Here is a 20,208-nt window from a genome sequence, read left to right as displayed (position 1 = left end):
ATTAGATTTTTAAGATGAAACAATCAATCCTATACTTTCTCTGGTCTCTAATGATTTATAGACTAAATCTTTTAACTTTTTAAAAGATTTTCGAGACATTAAACCTAAACCAGGTCCAGAAATTTTAGTTACTGTAGCAATACATCCATTTAATTCTTTTTGAGCATTGTTGGCAGGATGAAATAAAATCAAACTTCTATTTTCTACATCCAAAATCTCCAAATGCCACTGAAATTTTTTACTATATCGCTTTTTTATAAAATATTTCCCTTCTGGAATGCAGGAAACCTTCGTTTCGTTATCCTTCCAAGGTAATTCAATGGTATTACAAATGAATTTACCCTCGCATTCGAGTTTACCATTAGTTCCATCGGGGAAATAAGTTCTGGTTATCGTGATAACCATTATACACCACTATCTACCTTCACAATTGATAATGGGTTGTAAGAGCCATTTTTTAATGGATACATTTGCCCATTTACCTCTTGGTAAAATTCAATACCCAAAGCCAGAAACAAAGGTTTTGTGCTTGCTGGAGTAACCGGATTGGAATGATTTATTGCTTCCGACGGGTTTATATCCCAAGGTACAATATCACTTTCTGAATTTGAAACTACAAAAGTTTCTGCTTCAAAATCAATTTCTGCCCCAGCTGAAATGACTTTAAAATGAGAAGTACCACTAGGTGCAGCAATCATTTTCGATGGGATAAATGAAGCTAAATCAACAATAATAGCACCAGTAACACGGTCAATAGATGCAACAAAAGGAGCAAATAAACTGGTGCCTAGTTTACCTCTAATATTGAATTCAAAACCTGCTAAAAGTTCCGCTTCACCATCAAGAACATTTCGTAATCCTCTTACGCTTACTGCATCAGCTTGAATAACTTTAATCATTTGTTGCGTCAATCGACTTACCATTCTTCCATCAGCTGAATTTATTAAAACAGCTCTCAATGCCGTTCTTAAAATTTTACCGGCCTTCCCTGCTCTACCAAATTCGGATCCGTTCTCACGCGTTCTTTGAAACGCTGGATCATTGGCAATTCTATTGGCGTCAATACCGCCTTTTTCTCTTGCCAAATGACCATCTTGCGTTTTGTAAAAAGTAATATCCCCGATTGTACCTTTTAATTTGATTATGCCTTTCTGTCTTGCCATAATTCCTAAAATTTAGATTATTTTTTTACTTAAAATTGTTTCAATCATCATCCTGTTGCAACACCTTTAGATTGATTATGATGTAAATTTTAGCCAATTAAACCACATAAAAAAGTGGTACCTATTCCATATGTCACTTTGTGACATAAATGGCAGAAATAGACATGAATACCCATTTACAACCATCATAAATGGAAACAAATCGCCGTTTCTGAACGAAAGGAATTATTTACTATTTTTATTGTGCGCAAGAACTTGAATCATAGAGATTTCAAGTTAGGCAAAGCCCAATCAAAGCCATAGATAGAGTATGAGAACCGAAAACAAGAGATTGTGTATCTACCCAAAGGATATACAACGCATAACAGGAAAGAGTTACCGTCAAAGCATTAGACTATTACAAAACATAAGAAAGGAGCTGAATAAGCTCCAAAATGAATTCGTGTCAATCGAGGAATTTTGCCAATACACGAGCTTAAAAATTGAACAAGTTGAACCTTTGATAATTGGATAGAATTTATGTTTTAGGCAACTAAATTTTGAACCGATTCCGGTTCAATAATATTACTCGACCAGTTCAAATTTTAAACAATGAAAGACCTTTTTTTACTTTGATAAACCTTTAATTATCACTATATTTACAGCGATAAGATTACATGATTTTTTACCTATAAATCGTAGGAGTAAAATCGAGACCCTTGTTTTAAAATAGTTTGCGAGACATCGTAAACACTGACATAAGGAGAGAGAAACAAATCCCTCTTTCTCCGCTTTTTTAAAACCCTAACGGCTGATTATCAGTTAGTTAGGGTTTTTTATTGGTACTAAATCCCCACAATATCCCCACAATCATCAGAATTATAAGCATAAAAAAACCGCCTTTTTCAAAGCGGTTTCTTAAAAAGTATCTATGAAATTTATGAAGCCGTACCAGAGCCAATAAAGATACTGTTTGATAATTGAGTTTCTGCAAAATTCTTAAATGAAATAAACATCAGAATTTCATCCCCAACATAGCTATTTGGTATTGTTACAGTTTGTGATACATCTGTTCTTGCTGCACCATCAGTGATAAGAACACTCTCCCCTTTTAAAGGATTGTAAACAACAATCATTGCTTTGTCCGTTGGCAACGCACTACCTTCATTTGAATTATCATCCCAACTGAACTGAACTTGTCCTGGAGTTGTTAAATCAAAAACAGGATTTAAAGCTCCTGACAACGTTCCTCTACTCAATAAAGCCAAGTTGTAGTCAATTGCAAAATCTTCGATTGTCGTGCCTGTAATTGCATTATTCAAGGCATAAGACATTGCACTGTTAAATTGTGATTGCTTAACAGCATAGTTTTTAAATCCTAACTTAACAAAACTCAAGTTTGGTTGTAAAAACCTCAATACTAAAGAGAACTTCGTTCTCTGGTTCACTTGTAGAACAGAGCGGGGATTTGCTACACTTTGAGGTTTAGCTCTAAGATAATCAATTCCTTTCCAACTTGCACCTACTACATTCGCTACTTTTCCTGATACTCCTCCTAGAATACCTTTACCAATTTTACCCATAATTATGACAATTTAAAAATTACAATTTCGTGGGCTTGGTACGGCTTTGGTATTGATTTTAAACAATGATACAAATTTAATCATTAAACACATTTTAATTACAATTGACAGCTAAAAACATATTTATCTATTATGAATTATTATATTTTATGCCTTAATGGTTTTGAATAGTAATTAAAAATACGTCGGTAAAGGTTCTTTTTGCAGATTGTTTGGTAGTTTCATTCTTTCTGACGAAAAAGAGAATACAATCCGGAATAGTTTCGGATTTAAAATGACGCTATCGTTACCTTCCTCCCTATATATTTTTAAAAGAAAAAAAGAAAAAAAAGAAAGTCATCGTCACAGTGGAGGTTTCAAAAGAAGTCAAGTTTTTTTGAAAAAATACTACCCGGGTTTATATTATGAAGTTGTTCGGAAATGGAATTTTGATTATAATCAAATGTTGAAGCGATCGAAAAATGTAGGGTGGAGATTTTTTCAAAAACCCGTAGGGCTTGAACTTTACTTTTTGAAACCGGAACTTACCTTTACTTTCTTTTTATTTATTTTTTTTGTAGCAGGATATTTTTTGTGTGAAATCCTACTTATTGAAAATTCCATTGTTTAATCGGCAATCAAACACCCCCAAGCACCGCAGAAAAAAATGATTGTAGCGATAGCGGAAATTATTATTTTCGAGGAGCGAAGTTGGCGGTGTTGCGGCAATCGAACAGCCACGGCAGGACGGGAACGGAATGTAGCTTTTGCGAAGTGGAGAGAAGTACTGCGAGCGTGAAACGGCGGGGAAAAAATATAAGTCAGCCTTTGGCGTTCCTTGATTTAGGGCAAAGTGAAGTTTTTACTGAACGGAGCCAACCCCGATGGCTGTGCGAAAGAGCAACCGCTGAAAAAATAAAGGGCGGCAGACATAATACGGCTGGAATGCAGTGGAACGTAGCTTGCGGAGTGCAACGGAATGAAGCGGTATTGTGGATGCATTAGCCCTGCCGAACGTAGGGTAGAGAACGTGTGAAGATGAGGAACGAACAGCGGAAAAAATGAGGCTGCCAATTTTTTGGCTGCCTTATTTTTTTGTGCTGTGAAGTGTCTGTGGAACGGAAGGAGGTACGACTGACTGGAACAGCCGAACGGAACAAAGAGAACGACCGAAGAGAGACCGCTTGATTGCCCGTGATGTCTATACCTGATATGTTAATGAAACAAGGCTTTTAGGTATAAATACCGCGAATTGATTTTTTAACAAATCTATTAGCTTCACCATAATTGACCGCTTCAAAAAATAATACCAGATGATCTACTTCAACCCAAGTTCTATTTGTTAAGACCAATTGGTAGTTATCAATCATTAATTCTTTTAAAACATCACCAACAGATGTTATGGCTTTTAAACAGCTACAGTTTATGGTATCCTGCATTATCACTTTGTTGGCAAATTCAGTATCTAATGTAATATGCTTTTCGATACTATGCATCAAGGAATCGTTTTGGCATATTTTTTTAATGATTTCAATTTCTTGTGCTTTTCCTATGCTTAATTCTTCAGGTAATTTATAAATAGTGGTTTCCTTTAATAATTTTAAAATTGAATCATTGAAACTGCGTCCTTTATGTAAAAAATCACGTCCGTCAATATATACTTCTATTTTCATAACTTTTACGGTTTATTATATCTCTCAAATTTAATTTAATATATCACAGCAATTTAGTTTTATCTGTTATAATTGTAAAAAATACGTCATTAACACTTATTTTGTTGAAGCCAATTAAAGGAATTTTATTGGTGACTTTTTCATCATTTACATTGGTTCCGGTACTTTCTAAATCATAGAGCCAAACATTGTCTTTGCTATTTATTATTATGCAATGCCTTCTGCTTATTGCATTTCCTCCTGATACTTCTATGTTGTTTTGACTATATTCTGTTCTGCCAAATTTTATTATTGATTCTGATATGGATGTTGGGGTGTCATTTTCATTATTCGTTTCTAATATCGTTATTGTATTTTCTTTCAAAGTGTTGAATTGAAAGTCCATAAACAATAGTTTTGATTTCAGCGTCGGGTATTTTTTATGATTATGGCTTATTGCTTCCTCTTCAATTACTGAACGGTTATACCCAATAAATGGATTGGTATCTTGTACCCATTTTGATTTTGGAGGGAATGATTTACCATTAGTATTTAATATAAAAGCAATAAAATAATTGTTTGCAAAACAAGGTAAAGTAGGATTGGCTTCCATTATCATTTTGGATAATCCCATTGCTGTTTCGTATCTGTCAGTTTCGTAATAACAACGGATTAATAGATTATAGGCTTCATAATCTGCCGGGTTTCTGTGAAGATGGTCTGATAAAAGGCCGATTGCTACTGGGTATTTTTGAGCTTCTAAATTTATCCAACCCAAATCTTTTTGAACATCTAATCTCGGATTTAGTTTTAAAGCTCTTTCATAGAAACTTTTAGCAATTTCAATCTTTTGAATTCTTAGGTTGTATTTACCTAAAGCTTGTAACACAGAAACATTGTTTTTATATCTTTTATTGGCTAACTCTAAATATTTCAGGGCATTACGCCATTTGTTTGTTCGTAAGGCTTTGTCTGCTAATTCAATTAATTCTGCCGCTTTTAGATTGTCTTTGTTGAATATTATTGGAACCGATTTTGCTTTCAAGGCTTCTTCCAATTCAATCATAAACTGAAATCTCAATTCAGGTGTTTTATTGATTGCTTTTAAAATTATTTCTTGTTGCCAATTTGGAAGTTCTTGAATTTGGAAGTCTGTTGATTGGTGTTTTTCTAGTATTTCGTCGACGGATAAATAACTGAAAGGATTTCTACCCGTTAAAAGTTCCATAAATGTTACCCCAAGGGCATAAATATCAACCCGAGGATCCTGACGAGTGTCATTTTTCCAAGAAAATGATTCGGGACTCATATAAGATGTTGTACCAATGTTTTTGTTTGCCACACCAAAATCAGCAATTTTAATGGTACCGTTTTGAGAAAATACAATATTATCGGGTTTAATGTCGTGATGCACAATTCCTCTTTTATGAATCACTCTGAGGCAAGTAGCCAATGTCTGAATCCATTCTATAGCTTCAGCGGGAGTTACTTTATTATTTAAAATTTTATCTCTTAAAGTACCACCTGAACAGAATTCCATTACTAAATATAAAACTTCCTCTTCGTAAAAATGATGGTAGTAGGTAACTATATTGGGATTTTCAAACTTTGAAACAATTTCTATTTCGTGGATTATATCTTCTTGTTCTGACTTATTTGTGTTTAATAATTGTTTGATTGCCACATACCTATTAGAAATTTTTTCTTTTGCCAAAAATACTTTGCCAAATCCACCAGAGCCAAGGTCTTTTATGTATGAGTATTTGTTATCAATTAATGACATAAAATTTACTTTTAAATAGGTTTCATTATTTTTCTAAAAATTTGTTGTTTATAGAATTAATCACATCATTTTATTCCCATCTATAATTTTCAGAAACACTCATATATTTATTCTTTTATCCATTTTAAATCTTTTATTCTATCGGATATTAATCCATCTTTCACTTTAGCATATAAAACGTGTTCAAATGTTCTAAGAAATTTATATCCTTTAAAATTATTTTTGTTTTTAAAATCCGACATTAGTAGATATAAGTCTAGTAAGCTAAAGAAATTGACTTTTTTATCTTTTAAACTTTGTTCCATATCTTGTAAATGACTAATATTAATTATACACAAATCGCTGATATTATGTTCTTTTGCTTTTTTATTAATTCCTTCTTTTTCAAGCAAATCATTAAACTTTCTTTTTAGGACAAAAGGTACGATACCAGAGCTTATAATTGGGTCATTCACAATAATTACAGGATAAATTTGTACTTTCCTATCTGAATTAAAATTTGGGTCGTTTATTTCTTTTTTATAAAGATGGAATTTTTTTATAGTCTTTTCTGCTAATTGAGTTAAACCATAATCTTTATTAAACTTATCTAAATCAAGACTTTTGTAATCCTCAACGGTTGCTACCGTTTTATATCCGTAATCTAGTGGAATAAATCCACTTTTCACTTCAAATAATGCTACATTTTGTTTCTCTCTAACATAAACATCAGCATACTCAATTGGACTACCTTCAATATTAAAAATAAGTTGATTAGTTGATCTCACTACAATATTTGGACTAGTAGAAAGAGATTCATTTAAAATTTCTTCTATAAATGGTTCGTAAAATTCAGAGCCAATGAAACTACCCCAATCTTTTCTAGTATATATTTCATTGGGCTTTAAATAATCAAACCAAAAATCGTTTATGAAAATTGAATATATTTTTTCAATATAAAGACTTTCGTCCATCATTAGATAACTGATAATATTCTTGCTATCCTTTTGTTTACATTTAAACAAAGGACTTTTTTTTAACGGAAAAAAGTCAAACGTTCTTAAATCGTCTTTAGCAGGAATATCATATACAACTTTAGAACTAAAAGCATCTAATATTTTTATAGCATCAGTATTGTCTTTTGGAACATTGATATATCGTAATACTAATTTTTCATCATAACTTTTTATATAACTCCAAATAATATGTTTTAGAAATTCATTCGTACTTTCAACGTTATAATGCCAAGTTATATAGTTTTTGAAATGTTCACCAAAAATATGATGATTCTCAATTTTGTTAAATAGATAAAAAGATTTGTAAAAAATATTTATTGCATTAGAACATTCATTGTATTGATTATGATGCAATTCTCTAAACATAAAAAATTCAAAAAAATCATTACCTAATTTATCATAACCTTCTTCTTTATAATTTTTATCTCCTGTTAATATTTGGTTGTTTGCAATAAGTAAAAATTTAAATATTCGTTCTCTCTTATCAAAATTATACTCTTGTATTGTATCGGTAAATTGTTCGCAATTTATAATTTCTTGTAATGCATATAAACAAGTTACCCTTGAAAATAATTTATGATTTGCAGGTCTTATATCATATTTTCTAATTATTGGTAAGCAAAAAGATTGTTCAAGTGAATTTTCATTGTCTAGAAAAATTGTTCTCAAACAGTTTATTTGGGTTTCTTTTGAGTCGTCATAATGATTTGAAGTTAGAGGTTTTAATCTTGTATTAACAGCAACTATAGTTGCAATAAGCTCTTCTTTTGCTATATCAAGAATTAATTCAATTGGATTGTCAGGTACAAGTGTTTCATAAAAATCTGAATATTTAACTAGATAACCCATCATAAGCTGCTTTTTTTTATTTATAACTTTCTTTTTCTTCCGAAAGTCACATAAACACTTTCTTAAAAAACATCTATTTAAATACTAACTCCTTAAACGAAAAACCTTTCATACATTCGTCAATATAAACCTTCATTTGATTTTTTATTAGTAAATTTAAATATTCGTGGAAAAGGAGCTATAAAAAGGTGTAGCTCACAATACTTTAATTTGCCACTTGAAGAATTTCAACAAAATTGTCTAAATCTCCAACTTTTACAATGTCACCGATAGAACGCCCAAGTATTGATACTGCCAGTGGTGATTTTATATAGACTTTTTGGACTCCATTTACTATTTCACCTTTGTTATTCGTAGATTCAACAATTTGAACACTTATATCCTTACCATTATTCACATATTTTACTTTTACCTTACTATTTAGCTTGATTTCATCGTGGAATAGATGGGTTTGTACTGGTGCCTTTTTTTCAATAGCTTGAATAATTGCAACATCTTTCTCGTTGTCAATGAAAGATACTTTCGAAATATATTTTTCAATTATTTCTATTTCGTCCGTAAAAGCCAATGCTGTCTTTGAATGATCTTTTAATTTTGAAACACCTGTTGATTCAACGCTCTTTATAAAGTCAATTAGCCTTGTGGTTTCCCTACTTGAATTACGCCACCAATTTGTACTCCAAATTCTATGAAATACAAAACCGTGATTTTCTAATATTTTTTGTCTGTGTCTGTCGTGTAGATATGCTTCTCTACTGGAATGGTATTTTGCACCATCACATTCAATTGCAATTTTAGGAACCCCAATCTTTTTAGGGTCATAAACGATATCAATTCTAAAACCAGCAAATTGTAATTGAGGAATTAATTTTTCAATACCCAGTTTGTCTGCTAAACTTTGATATACTTCTTCTTCAAATGGCGATTCTAAATCTCCACCAACGAATGAATCAAAACTTACACTTTTAGTTGTATTTTCAGATAGGGAAGTTAAAACAGAAAGCCTTAAATCATTGCTATTCTCGCTTACTGCTTTAGAATAAGCCAAATATGCATACAAAACGGCTCTCTTATTATTTGATCCTTCAGTTGCCAAATACTCCTTATAATTCATAAATACTTGCTCTGGTATTGATGAACATACATAAACTTTAAATTTGGCTCGCGTAATGATTACGTTTAAAAGTTTATATCCTTTTGAATGATTAATGGGACCAAACCTTTGTGCAAACTTTCCATCTTTACCTATTCCATAAGTTGTTGAAAGAATAATAACGTCCCTTTCATCGCCTTGGATATTTTCTAAATTTTTTATGAACGATTTATTACTCTTAGGATTGTCAAGTTCTAATTCTTGTATTTTTTCATTAAAATCACTAAACTTTTCAAATTTTTTCCGCTCTTCAATTTTTGACTTTATAAGGTTTCTTTGAGCAATATTGAATGTTGCTATTCCGACAGTTGGATATTCTCCACTTGGTAATCGGTTAATATTGTTCTCAATTATTGATAAAACCATTTCGGCTTCCGCTTCATTAGTGTGCTCTGAAAATGTGCCGTTTACCTGAATATATTTAATGGGAACATATTCAAAATTATTTGGCAAAGGTTTTAGTCTTTGATTGTAAAAAGCATAATTGGAAAAATCAATTAAAAATGGATGCCTTGAACGATAATGGAAATCAAGATGCTTTCTTTGGAAGTTTAATTCAGTACCAAAATCAAGCAGCGATTCACAAGACAACAACATATCATCTTTATCGATTCTAACCTTATTGTCATTTTCCTCTTCTATATCATCTTCATCTTCAACAGTTCCATCGAACACCTTACTAAAATAATTTGATGGTGGCATTTGATGTTCATCCCCTGCAATAACAATCTGCTTTCCTTTTAATATTGCCGGTAAATTATCTTCCAGTCTTAATTGACTGGCTTCATCAAACATCACAATATCAAAATACCCATTCATTCCTTTGAATAGATTACTTGCAACATCTGGGGATGTCAAAATAATTGGAAAAAAGGATGAAAAAAGATCGGCATCATATTGAACAATTTGCCTTAATGAAAGTCTTTTAAATCTGGTACTACTTCTTTTATTATAAAGATTTTCAACGGAAAGATTTATGTTTTTTTGCTCAAATTCTCTTGTTGTGTCTATCTGTTTCGAATACCAAAATTCTTTGATGAATTTTAATTGCTCCTTTTCTATTCCGTTTAAAGCCTTATCCAGTTCATTATGTTCACCATCATCAGTTGGCAATTCCATATTCGCTGAATTTAGAAGCATCGAATTAAGATAATGAATCAAAAAGGACTTGTTCCAATTTGATTTAGGCTTTAATTCATCAAGTATTGATTTATTAGTTACAGATTGAATATTGTAAAATTGAAACCATTTGAATTCAATTGTGAATAAATCTTTTTCTGCCTTAAAATAATCAACTTTCTTCTGGATAAGAAGTTCTATATCCACTATGAATTTGTAAAATTCAGCTAACTTAATTTTCTCAATAGTCCAATTGTCATTTTTGATTTTATCGGCTAAAGCATTCGACTTTTCTTGAAGTAATGAAAGGCTTTTTATTTCAATTTCATTCGGATTTGCTTTGAGTAAACTAATCTTTTGAAACTCAGTTCGGATTTTATTGTCAAATGCTTCTTTTACTAATTCTAAATCAGCAATTAGACTAGATAAAATGCTTTTTTTATTGTTGAATGAACCAATGAATGAATATTGTAATTCCAAGTCATTACTTTCAGCTATTGTCTTTGACAGCAACTTAAAGACTATATTTAGATCGTCAAAGTACGTTTCAAAATCATTTTTTATAGTCTGCAATTTTAACCCAAAACTTTCTGAACATTTTAATTCATTTATTTTGAAGTCAATTGGTTGAAATAAAATTTTAGTGTCAGCAGCATCCAGAACGGAAGTTAAATTGAATGAATGAAACTCCTCTTCAATTTTGTTGTTGAAGCCATTTTTCAGCTTTATCGCATCAGTTTTGAATGAATGTAATGTACTTTTCTTTGAATCTAAATTGCCATCAAATTCTTTGGTGTCGTAATCTTTTGAGGATTCTATACATTCTTCGAGCTTTTTAAAATTGTTTTGCAGTTTTAGATGATCTGAAATTGTTTGTTTCTTGCTCTTTGAGAAAATAGATGCTATTTTGAATCCAAAACTGTCAATTTTTGCTTTGTTTGTTAAATCATCATTTCCCTTATTGCTTTCAAAAATCGAATCAATTTCTGTAATCAACTTCGAAAAGCTGTTTTCTTGTTGGTGTAATTCTGATTTTCTAAAGGTGTAATATTCAACTTGGCTTCTATAAATTAATTGCTCCAGTTCTTTTTCCTTTTCAAAAACCTTTTCTATTGCTTCATTCACAAATGCAAGCTGCGTTTTTAATTCACTTTTTCTTAAACCAAAAAACTCATTTCTATTTGCTTCTAAAAGTTGTTGAATTTCGGCAAGTTGTTTTACATAAATATCAAAATCTTCATTAATACTTTGTTCAATTAAATATGGATTTTCGCCAATTAATTTGGAAGGATTGATAAATGAAGTTGATAAAATTGGCAAAAAATCATCATACAAAATTTGACCTTTATGAACAAGGTCGAGCAATAAATTTAATTCTTGTGATGTATATGTAAAGAGAGTTTTGTCAATGTCAAGATTATTATCATCTTCTGTTGCTTTGAGTTCTTTTAATAGATTCCCAACTACATCAGACCAAGATTTGTTTCCAATAAGTTTTTTGTCCAGTTTTTGATGTTTATTATTGATATTGGCGATTAATTCCTTTGCCTTTGAAGTTAAGATATCTAAAGATTCTTTTGAATAATTGTATCTGTAGCGTTTATATTCTGAATTGTCAACACGATCTCTTACAGAGTCAACAACCGTTTTTCTGTCCTTTACAATATCTCTAATCAAAACACAATGATAATTGAGTCCTCTACCTCCATCTTTAGGGTCGCCGGTTAATGCATTATACAATACTTCTAAAGCTGTTCTTTTCTCACATACCACAATTGTTTTCTTATTGTTTTCGAGTGCATTGATAAGAATAGCTGTAAGAGTTTGGCTCTTGCCAGTTCCGGGAGGTCCTTGTATTAAAATATTTCTTGTGGCTTCTAATGAATGTAGAATACTTTGTTGCGAAGGATCTGTTTCTACCGATGAAATGGATTGAAACGAATGTTTCTCCATATCTTCAAGGTCTAAATCTACTCCTTCAAGTTCCATTAAATCCCCATAATCATTGATTATATTTTGTTTTTGAACTTCAAAAATGGAGAATAAACCACTAAAATCAATAAAGGAATTTGTTGAGTTTAAAGGTAATTTTTCATAATGTGCCTTGTCTCCAATCGCAGTAATGGTCTCCAATTTCTTTTTAAAAGTATCTTCTAAATCTTCTGGTGACTTTGTATTTATTGCTTTTATAAGATTGCTGCAAATTTCAATAAGCTCTGCTTTATTGATTAAGCCATCATCAAGCATTTCACTCGGGATTTGTTCTATTTCAATTTCTGAATCACTTTGTAAATGATTTATTAAAACTTCATTAATGTATATGGGGTCGTCTTCATTCCTAAGTATTTCCCAGGTATTAAATTCTTTGGTTCTCCTAATTCGTAATGACCAGATCAGGATTGGTGCGACAGTTAATTTATTGTCAGCTCTATCTCGTCTTGCTAAAATTGGAAATCCAAATCCAAAAGTATTAATACCTTTTTCAGATTCAATTGCATCTGTTTGATTTATCAGGTTTTCAAATGCCTTGGTAATTCTAACTAATTGTGTTTGGTCTTCTTGAAAAAGAGAGTTTAAATCCGGCACATTGTCTTTCCAACTTATCCTAAATTTAAGCGGTAATTCTGTCAGTAGTGATTTAATAAAATTGTTTGGAAGGTCTTTGTCAATATGAGAAAGTCTGTTTAAATCGAACTTGTATCTTGAATTTGCAGGGATAGCATTTAAATGAACTCCTCTGCGGTTTCCTATTTTAAGTCTTCTTTGTAATTCGGATAATAATTTCTCAGTTAATTCCATAATTTTCAATAATGCTTTTAGTACTTTTATATAAATATGCTAATGCTTCAATTGTAAAATATTCAGTAACGACATCTAGTGTTCCATCTTCGTTATATTTTGTTATCCATTTGTGGACTTTTAATTTTTGTTTTTTCGTTGTCTATTATCATAAAAGTAGAGGAGTTATATAAGTCAATTTTAGACTAACGATCAAAAATAATATTTTAAAACTTAATTATGCTGTTTTTGGTTTTAATTAGTTCAACTTTTCGTGAGTATCATATTTAGTGGATATTCCGGGGCAAACTGAATATTTAGTTTGGTAAAGTGATTTATAACTCCCATTTTCAGTATTCCATTTGATAACAACTTATACTTTTAAGATTATGAACTAAAACAAAATCTTTACCTGTGCAGTTTCCACTTCTATAATAGTTGGAATATGCACACTTTTTAAATATTTGGTTTTTCTTTCTATTATATTTCTAATACTGGTGTGTAAATTATCAGCACCTAATTTTTTGTAATATAGTTTTTTTTGTAAGCAAAACTTGTTGCGGTTTTTAGCTAAAATGGTTTCTTCCCAAAAATGAGTGCTTAAAAATTTATCATCGGTGCATCTTGATTTATCGAATAATAGAACATTATTCCATTCTTTTAATAACGAGATTAATAGTGCATTATAATTATCCGGGTTGGTTAGGCCTTTAAGAGTTAAGATACCTAACTTTTTAATGAATTTTGCCTGTCCTGTTTTAACTTCAAATCTAAATGTATTGGGATTGCAAAACTGTGGAAATTGCACACCTTTTGCATACGCTTTTACTTGTTTATATTTTGAATTTCTCGATATCCGATATTCATTATGTTCTGTACTCCTGATGAATGGATGTCTTTCGTGGTAGATTAAATTTAGTATTAATTTGCTTATTGGTATGCTTGGCAAAATATTTACTCCATATTCTAAATTGACTAAAAAGCATTTTTCTAAATCAAGGTTAAAAAGGTTTTGGATGCAATAAATTGTTTCTATACAATCTTCTACGTAAAAATCATTGGCATTATGCAATCCATCATTAAAAAAATAATGAATACTTCCGCTTATTTCTAATCGGCTTTGATGCTTTGAAAAAAACAAGTTTTTGTATTTTCTAGTAATGATTTCATAAACCACATCGTTGTATCGTTTTTCATATTTACTATGAAATTCCAATAATGGATTTTCCCACACTTCTTGTATGTGTTCCTCATCAAAAATTTTACATTTTAGATAATCTATCGGCATTTAGAAAAATATTAGAGTTATTTTTTAAATGGTCGATAGTTATTGTCAAGCATTGTATTTATATCCTCTAATCTGTAAATGATTTTATTGTTAATTTGGCTATATGCAATTAACCCTTGTCTCCTCCAATTTTCAGCTGTTCCAGGACTAATTCTAAATACCCTTTGGAATTCGTCATTATTTAAAAAAGGCTTCGTAAGGTATTTATCTTGTCTATCAGCAACTAACTTGGTTAATTCCTCTAAACGTTGCTCTATGTTCTTTAAACTCTCTTGAAGTGGATAGCTCATAATTATACTTTTTTAGCATTAATACAAATTAAAGACTGTTCGATTTCTGAACGTTTGTATCTTATGAGATTCCCCAAGCGATAGGGATTTAGGATTTTCTTTTTGTTCCAATCAGAAAGCGTTACCAAAGATACTTTGAGTATAATGGCTGTTTCTTGTCGAGTAAGGTACTCTGGCGGAATGATTGGTTGGAAATTTAGTGCTAATGATTTAAACTCTGCTCTCACATCAGTCAAGATGCTTTCTCTTAATTCATCGGGAGAAATTCCGAATACTTGTGTCATTTTACTTTGCTCCATTTTTATCGTTTTTGTTGGCACAAAGTAAAGGAGGTTATGTTTCAGTAAGCGTTCCTCAACGTTCCGGAACGGCTTAACTTACTTCAATTATGTTAGGTATATAGGATTTAGCTTTATCAAAAGAATTTTTATTTTCTTGGTGTTTATCATCTTCAGGGTTGAGGTATTTCCGTAATGTATCCTCATTTACATCAACTTCAAAGTTTTGCTTAATCAGCTTAGCATAAGCGGTAAAATTGATTTCTCCATTTTTGTTTTTTGGGGCATCGATAAAACCATTTATTGCTAATATCCCCAAAAAATAACCAATATGCGTTTTTTTACCACTCCATTTTATTCTTGGGTTTACTTGTTTAGCTTCTTTTAAATCATTTACAATTTCTTTAATTTTCATCAACTCTACGACAAACTTATGCGCTATGAGAAATAAAGAAAAAGGGATAAAAGATAAAGTATTAGCTCTATTAAAAATAAATTCAATATAATCTAAACTATCTATTTTACTGTATTTGAAATTTTTAGAAAACTGATAGAAATAATCGTGAATTTGAAAATCTATATTGAGTTTTGTAAAATCAGTAAATTCTAATTCATTTATTTCGGAATATTGTTCAATCACAGAATAGTATCTTGATTGCTTGCTTTCAAGATGGAAATCTGCTTTAAGCATTTTGAGCTTTAACTTAACAGCTTCTATATTGAATATTAAAAAGGATTCAAAATTTTCTGGGTCTTGTGATGACAAGCTTATATAAATTTCAGACAAAGCATTTTCATAAAGACTCTTTACATTACTTATTATCTCTCTTCTTTTAAGATGAATTTCGTTTTCGCACAATTCATAATAAAATTTGTTTTGATAATATACCGGTAAAGCATAAGCCGAATTGTAAACTTTTTCACTATTAGGATCAATAATAAAATCCAAATAATAATTCTCCCCCAATGATTTAATAAAGTAATTTACACTTTTCATATATTTGATAAATGAGTCTAAATGTAATAAACTTATTCTTACTTAACTACTTTCATTTTTCTTTCCTCAATTTTATTTTCTTCATTCTGCTTATTCCAATAGTCTTTAAGTTTATCCGCCTTCTCAGTATTAGTGATTTTTATATATTTTAGAAATTGAGTTTCTGTTTGATGGCCAGTAATTGCCATAATAGTAAGGTTATCTAATTTGCCGTATAAATTAGTCGCGAAGGAGCGGCGGCAAATGTGCGATGTAACCAATTCCCATTTCGGATATTCTTTTTCCTCTTTTCTTTTAGTGTCTTTATTGATTTTAGAACCATAGATTGGTTCAGTGAATTTTGCTACAAGGCATAATTCTTTTACGTGTACATTGAATTTTTGGTCTGAAATACTTCGCGGAAATCCTCCTCTTTTTTGCAAAATGGCTTTTACTTGTGAGTGCAAAGGTATTGTTACTGTTTGTCCGGTTTTTTGAGTTTCAATTTCAATGTAGCCATTTTTGATATTTGTATCTTTTAATCTTAAAAAATCTGAAATTCTTAATCCAGTTCTCAATCCAATAATAAATAAATCTCTTGTATTTTCTAATCTTTCCACTCCTTTGAAATCGTGATTGAAAATGGTGTTTATTTCTTCATCTTTAAAATAAGTACTCTCGGCAGTGATTTTAGGTACAAAAAAATTAGGATGCTCAATATGTGGATGAACTGGCAAACCTTTTAATTTTGCATCTCTGGCAATAGTTTTTAATGTTCCTATATAGTTTCCTATCGTACCTAAATTTATAGTTTGTTCTTGCGAAAGAAAATTGACAAATTTGTCATAGAAAATTAAATCTAAATCAGTGAATTTTAGCTTCGTTTTAAAGCGTTTTTCGTACTCTTCTAGCTTGTGTTGTGTTGTTGTGTATTTTGTGATAGTTCCTTTGGCTATGACCTTATTTTTACCTCTGATTATCCTTGTTGGAGCATTTTTAATAAAGCTTTCAATATATGGCACAAAAAATACTTGGTCTACAGCTGTTTCGTCAATTGGTCTATTAAAGAAATTAGCAATCTTTTTTCTTAGCCAGTGCTTATCTATAAATTCGCCTTTGCTATTATCTGAATTGAATTCATCAAAGATAAATTTCTCCAATTCGATTAATTTATTATTAACTTCGTCTTTTGTAGTATCAGCTGCAGTAAGTTTAACTTTTTGTTTGGCTGCACTCCATCTTTTAGGTTCTACCTTTAAATCTGTAGTTGCCGTTAAGTCAAATTTTCTGCCATTTTTGAAACGCAAAAGTATGTTTGTTGCGTTTTTTTCGCCTTTAATCAGGTAGTTAATTGTTGCCATTGGTACGGGAGTATTAAGTTTTTCAACACTTTAAAGATACAAAATTATCCCCACATAATCCCCACATTAACTATATTTATACATAATTAGCTTGTTTTTACCTTACTACAAAAAACACAAAAACCCTTATTTTACAAGGGTTAACACGTGTTTTGATAAGGTTAGATAAAGTAAGAAAAAGTAGATTCTAGTTCCTCTTTCTCCGCCAGTAGAAATACAAACGGTTACAAAACCCCATAAATCATATGATTTACGGGGTTTTTTCTTTTTGGTACTATTCAAATTATTCATTAAAGCTCAAAGCGTTGGTGTCTTTCGAGGTGTCACTTACTAAATTAAAATCTAGTGACACCGCGCAAAAAAACAACCTGTTCAACGACTTGTTCATCTACTGAACATCTTGTATGAAGTCATGCGATTGATTAAATTTAATAATAACTAAAAAGGTTACCACTTATGAACACAACTGTATCAGTTCTCTTTTACATTAAGAGAAGCAAAGTCAATCTAGATGGCGTTTGTCCAATTTACACGAGAGTTACCATCAAAACTAAACGATTCGAGTTCAGCAGCGGTAAATTTATCAATCCCGATAAATGGTCAATCGATGGCGCGAAAGTTAAAGGCACAACAGAGGAAGCCCGTTCAATAAATAGTCATCTTGATTATCTGAAATCCAAAATATACGATTCAGAGAAAAACTTGATCAAAAACGACATCGCGATCACATCCGAAACATTAAAAAATAAATTACTTGGTGTTGAAGAACGCAAACGAATGTTAATACCCATCTTCCAGGACCATAACAACAAAATCAAAGAATTGGTTGGTAAAGAATATGCTCCTGGAACATTGGAGCGCTACAACACCTCTTTAAAGCACACCAAAGATTTTCTGGAATGGAAATACAAAATATCCGATATCGAGATTGATAAAATAAATCATGCTTTTATTACCGACTATGAGTTCTACTTGCGCAGCGTTAGGAATTGCGCCAACAACACCGCGGTAAAGTACATCAAGAATTTTAGTAAAATTATCAAGATATGTTTGGCCAATAATTGGATCGACAGAAATCCTTTCAGCAACTATAAAGCCAAAGTCAGAGAAGTGGAACGCGTATATTTATCAGAGGGAGAGATTCAAAACATAATCAACAAGGAGTTTGCAACAGATAGACTCTCATTAGTACGCGATATCTTCCTTTTTAGCTGCTTTACTGGCCTAGCCTATATTGATGTCAAAAACTTAACAAAGGCTCATATAAGCCTCGGTATTGACGGGGAGAAATGGATATTCACCCACCGCCAGAAAACAGAAACCGCTTCGAAGATTCCAATCCTTCCTATTACCCAAATGATTATCGATAAATACGAGGACCATCCGGAAAGCAATAATCAAAACAAACTACTTCCTATTCTTTCAAACCAGAAAATGAACTCCTATCTAAAAGAAATTGCCGGCGTTTGTGAAATCGAAAAAGAACTCACCTTCCACATTGCCAGACATACTTTTGCAACCACGGTAACACTTACAAATGGCGTACCTATAGAAAGCGTGAGTAAAATGCTAGGGCACAAAAATTTAAGAACCACTCAACATTATGCAAAGGTCTTGGATAAAAAAGTTAGCGAGGATATGATGATTTTGAGAAACAAAATGTTAAACACCAACATTGAGCAGATTAACAAAAAGGCTGATTAGATTTTTCACTAACTTAATTTAACATTTAGTGAGTCTAGAATATTGTCTAGTCCTAAAAAAAGATACTGGATTTAAAATATCAAAAGCATACAATACATTGTGTAATTCTGGAATTGAATACATTAAATTTCAGAATTACACACTCTACAATCAGTCTTAAACTGGCTAAACTTAAAAACCCCGTACGCATTTATTTTTTTCTTTAAAACACAAATGACGTAGTGTCTAATTCACGAATCCAACACGATAAATTAGCCTAAACCTCAAAAAAAAGACGACTTTAAATCCTCTAAATAATTTTACGAGAACCCTAAAAAACTGTCATACGTCGCACTGAACTGCCAATTTCTTGTAGGTGCTGTTTATCGGTTCGTTTTTCTTTTAGGCATTAAAATATGCTGATTCATTTGTCGGCAAATTTTATTCTGTCGTTTTCTCTTTTTACATTACCGCTTTGCACTGCCGTGTCAATCACGTAACGCAACATTGTGTCAATTTGCTTTCCTACTTTGGCAAAACCAAAAGTCCGAGCCAAGTATCGAAGCAGTTCAGCTTCCTCAATACTCAAATTGTTTGTTACTGCTTCCTGTAGAGCAATTAAAACTTCTTCAGGAGCAATGTCCTCCATGTTACGTTTTTCTATGTCATTGTTACGATAGTAGTCTAAAGTTGTGTTGTTGCTCCAATAAAAGGGCTGATGATGTATTGTCTGCACTATATTAATCTCTTTGATAATTCCTTCTAAGTGCTTGTCTAACCTTGATCCTGCACGACTGGTATTCCACGCTTGCAATACTTTTTTATATAATAAACTCTTGCTTATAGGAGCTTCTGCGTCCACAATTGATTGTATCTGTTGCTTTATGATATTTCGGTTATGAAATTCATATATCGTTTCACTATTGGCATTAGAAGCAGGAGTTAAAGCGAAAGCGGTATAAGGATTTTGCTTGCTTGTAAGATTAATTGTTACCAATTCTGCAAATTCCAGCTATATTGACCACCCCATTCCAGTTTAAAGTGAGCACCTAATTCCAGTTCAAAGTGACCATGCAATTCCAGTTGAAATTGACCACCCTAATTTTCATTAAAAAACTACTTTTTTCTGATGTTATAATTTATTCAAATATACTTAAAAATTTATCCGATATTTTTACTTCTTTTTTTACGCATTGATTCCCCTGATAATTCAATTCTGTGTGAATTATGGATGAGTCGGTCCAGAATTGCATCGGCAATGGTTTTCTCTCCAATAATGTCGTACCAGCCTTGAACCGG

General features: G+C 31.5%; 16 protein-coding genes. 2 read left to right on the top strand and 14 right to left on the bottom strand.

The window, feature by feature from the left end:
- Positions 1–9 precede the first annotated feature (9 nt).
- From E0F98_RS04180 to E0F98_RS04165, 3 genes are all read right to left on the bottom strand, one after another.
- A complete protein-coding gene (locus E0F98_RS04180; RefSeq protein ID WP_091169209.1) occupies positions 10–405 on the bottom strand; it encodes a DUF5675 family protein in 396 nt (131 codons plus the stop codon).
- Positions 405–1,163, bottom strand: coding sequence for a hypothetical protein (locus E0F98_RS04175; protein WP_132109363.1), 759 nt, complete (start codon positions 1,161–1,163; stop codon positions 405–407). Before E0F98_RS04175 ends, E0F98_RS04180 begins: the two co-directional genes overlap by 1 nt.
- 917 nt (positions 1,164–2,080) lie before the next feature.
- Positions 2,081–2,725, bottom strand: coding sequence for a DUF6266 family protein (locus E0F98_RS04165; protein ID WP_132109362.1), 645 nt, complete (start codon positions 2,723–2,725; stop codon positions 2,081–2,083).
- Positions 2,726–3,499: 774 nt separating this feature from the next.
- Here E0F98_RS04165 and E0F98_RS04160 point away from each other — a divergent pair.
- Positions 3,500–3,709 (top strand): hypothetical protein, encoded by a 210-nt coding sequence (locus E0F98_RS04160; RefSeq protein ID WP_132109361.1) that lies wholly within the window; start codon positions 3,500–3,502, stop codon positions 3,707–3,709.
- A 227-nt stretch (positions 3,710–3,936) separates the two neighbouring features.
- On the opposite strand, the gene E0F98_RS04155 is transcribed toward E0F98_RS04160, so the two are convergent.
- From E0F98_RS04155 to E0F98_RS04115, 9 genes are all read right to left on the bottom strand, one after another.
- On the bottom strand, positions 3,937–4,377 hold the full coding sequence (locus E0F98_RS04155; RefSeq protein WP_132109360.1) for a hypothetical protein: 441 nt from the start codon (positions 4,375–4,377) through the stop codon (positions 3,937–3,939).
- A gap of 43 nt (positions 4,378–4,420) precedes the next feature.
- Positions 4,421–6,139: an FHA domain-containing serine/threonine-protein kinase gene (locus E0F98_RS04150; protein ID WP_132109359.1), complete on the bottom strand. Its 1,719-nt coding sequence runs from the start codon at positions 6,137–6,139 to the stop codon at positions 4,421–4,423.
- A 107-nt stretch (positions 6,140–6,246) separates the two neighbouring features.
- Positions 6,247–7,986: a hypothetical protein gene (locus E0F98_RS04145; protein ID WP_132109358.1), complete on the bottom strand. Its 1,740-nt coding sequence runs from the start codon at positions 7,984–7,986 to the stop codon at positions 6,247–6,249.
- A gap of 202 nt (positions 7,987–8,188) precedes the next feature.
- Positions 8,189–13,054, bottom strand: a complete 4,866-nt coding sequence (locus E0F98_RS04140) for an AAA domain-containing protein (protein ID WP_132109357.1) — start codon at positions 13,052–13,054, stop codon at positions 8,189–8,191.
- A 373-nt stretch (positions 13,055–13,427) separates the two neighbouring features.
- The gene (locus E0F98_RS04135; RefSeq protein ID WP_165929280.1) at positions 13,428–14,267 is read right to left on the bottom strand and encodes a hypothetical protein; all 840 of its coding nucleotides are present in this window, start codon (positions 14,265–14,267) and stop codon (positions 13,428–13,430) included.
- Between the two features lie 71 nt (positions 14,268–14,338).
- Positions 14,339–14,611, bottom strand: coding sequence for a helix-turn-helix domain-containing protein (locus E0F98_RS04130; protein ID WP_132109355.1), 273 nt, complete (start codon positions 14,609–14,611; stop codon positions 14,339–14,341).
- Positions 14,612–14,613: 2 nt separating this feature from the next.
- On the bottom strand, positions 14,614–14,910 hold the full coding sequence (locus E0F98_RS04125; RefSeq protein ID WP_132109354.1) for a helix-turn-helix domain-containing protein: 297 nt from the start codon (positions 14,908–14,910) through the stop codon (positions 14,614–14,616).
- Between the two features lie 73 nt (positions 14,911–14,983).
- On the bottom strand, positions 14,984–15,886 hold the full coding sequence (locus E0F98_RS04120; protein ID WP_132109353.1) for a hypothetical protein: 903 nt from the start codon (positions 15,884–15,886) through the stop codon (positions 14,984–14,986).
- 38 nt (positions 15,887–15,924) lie between these two features.
- Positions 15,925–17,226: a tyrosine-type recombinase/integrase gene (locus tag E0F98_RS04115; protein ID WP_132109352.1), complete on the bottom strand. Its 1,302-nt coding sequence runs from the start codon at positions 17,224–17,226 to the stop codon at positions 15,925–15,927.
- A gap of 456 nt (positions 17,227–17,682) precedes the next feature.
- Here E0F98_RS04115 and E0F98_RS04110 point away from each other — a divergent pair, with 456 nt between their 5' ends.
- The gene (locus tag E0F98_RS04110) at positions 17,683–18,930 is read left to right on the top strand and encodes a site-specific integrase (RefSeq protein WP_132109351.1); all 1,248 of its coding nucleotides are present in this window, start codon (positions 17,683–17,685) and stop codon (positions 18,928–18,930) included.
- 403 nt (positions 18,931–19,333) lie between these two features.
- Here the strand turns inward: E0F98_RS04110 and E0F98_RS04105 are convergent, their stop codons facing one another.
- Both E0F98_RS04105 and E0F98_RS04100 read right to left on the bottom strand, forming a co-directional pair.
- Positions 19,334–19,906, bottom strand: coding sequence for a DUF3320 domain-containing protein (locus E0F98_RS04105; protein WP_165929279.1), 573 nt, complete (start codon positions 19,904–19,906; stop codon positions 19,334–19,336).
- Between the two features lie 164 nt (positions 19,907–20,070).
- The coding region (locus E0F98_RS04100; RefSeq protein WP_165929278.1) for an ATP-binding protein at positions 20,071–20,208 on the bottom strand (138 nt) is incomplete at its 5' end.

The sequence above is a fragment of the Flavobacterium hiemivividum genome, from assembly GCF_004349145.1.
GTDB lineage: Bacteria > Bacteroidota > Bacteroidia > Flavobacteriales > Flavobacteriaceae > Flavobacterium > Flavobacterium hiemivividum.
The sequence above is the reverse complement of the archived record's forward strand: the minus strand, read 5'-3'. Positions and strand labels throughout refer to the sequence as shown.

Excerpts from the sequence above, each read along its gene's own strand:
- E0F98_RS04180 (WP_091169209.1), bottom strand. The coding sequence starts at position 405 with ATGGTTATCACGATAACCAGAACTTATTTCCCCGATGGAACTAATGGT.
- E0F98_RS04175 (WP_132109363.1), bottom strand. The coding sequence starts at position 1,163 with ATGGCAAGACAGAAAGGCATAATCAAATTAAAAGGTACAATCGGGGAT.
- E0F98_RS04165 (WP_132109362.1), bottom strand. The coding sequence starts at position 2,725 with ATGGGTAAAATTGGTAAAGGTATTCTAGGAGGAGTATCAGGAAAAGTA.
- E0F98_RS04155 (WP_132109360.1), bottom strand. The coding sequence starts at position 4,377 with ATGAAAATAGAAGTATATATTGACGGACGTGATTTTTTACATAAAGGA.
- E0F98_RS04150 (WP_132109359.1), bottom strand. The coding sequence starts at position 6,139 with ATGTCATTAATTGATAACAAATACTCATACATAAAAGACCTTGGCTCT.
- E0F98_RS04145 (WP_132109358.1), bottom strand. The coding sequence starts at position 7,986 with ATGATGGGTTATCTAGTTAAATATTCAGATTTTTATGAAACACTTGTA.
- E0F98_RS04140 (WP_132109357.1), bottom strand. The coding sequence starts at position 13,054 with ATGGAATTAACTGAGAAATTATTATCCGAATTACAAAGAAGACTTAAA.
- E0F98_RS04130 (WP_132109355.1), bottom strand. The coding sequence starts at position 14,611 with ATGAGCTATCCACTTCAAGAGAGTTTAAAGAACATAGAGCAACGTTTA.
- E0F98_RS04125 (WP_132109354.1), bottom strand. The coding sequence starts at position 14,910 with ATGGAGCAAAGTAAAATGACACAAGTATTCGGAATTTCTCCCGATGAA.
- E0F98_RS04120 (WP_132109353.1), bottom strand. The coding sequence starts at position 15,886 with ATGAAAAGTGTAAATTACTTTATTAAATCATTGGGGGAGAATTATTAT.
- E0F98_RS04115 (WP_132109352.1), bottom strand. The coding sequence starts at position 17,226 with ATGGCAACAATTAACTACCTGATTAAAGGCGAAAAAAACGCAACAAAC.
- E0F98_RS04110 (WP_132109351.1), top strand. The coding sequence starts at position 17,683 with ATGAACACAACTGTATCAGTTCTCTTTTACATTAAGAGAAGCAAAGTC.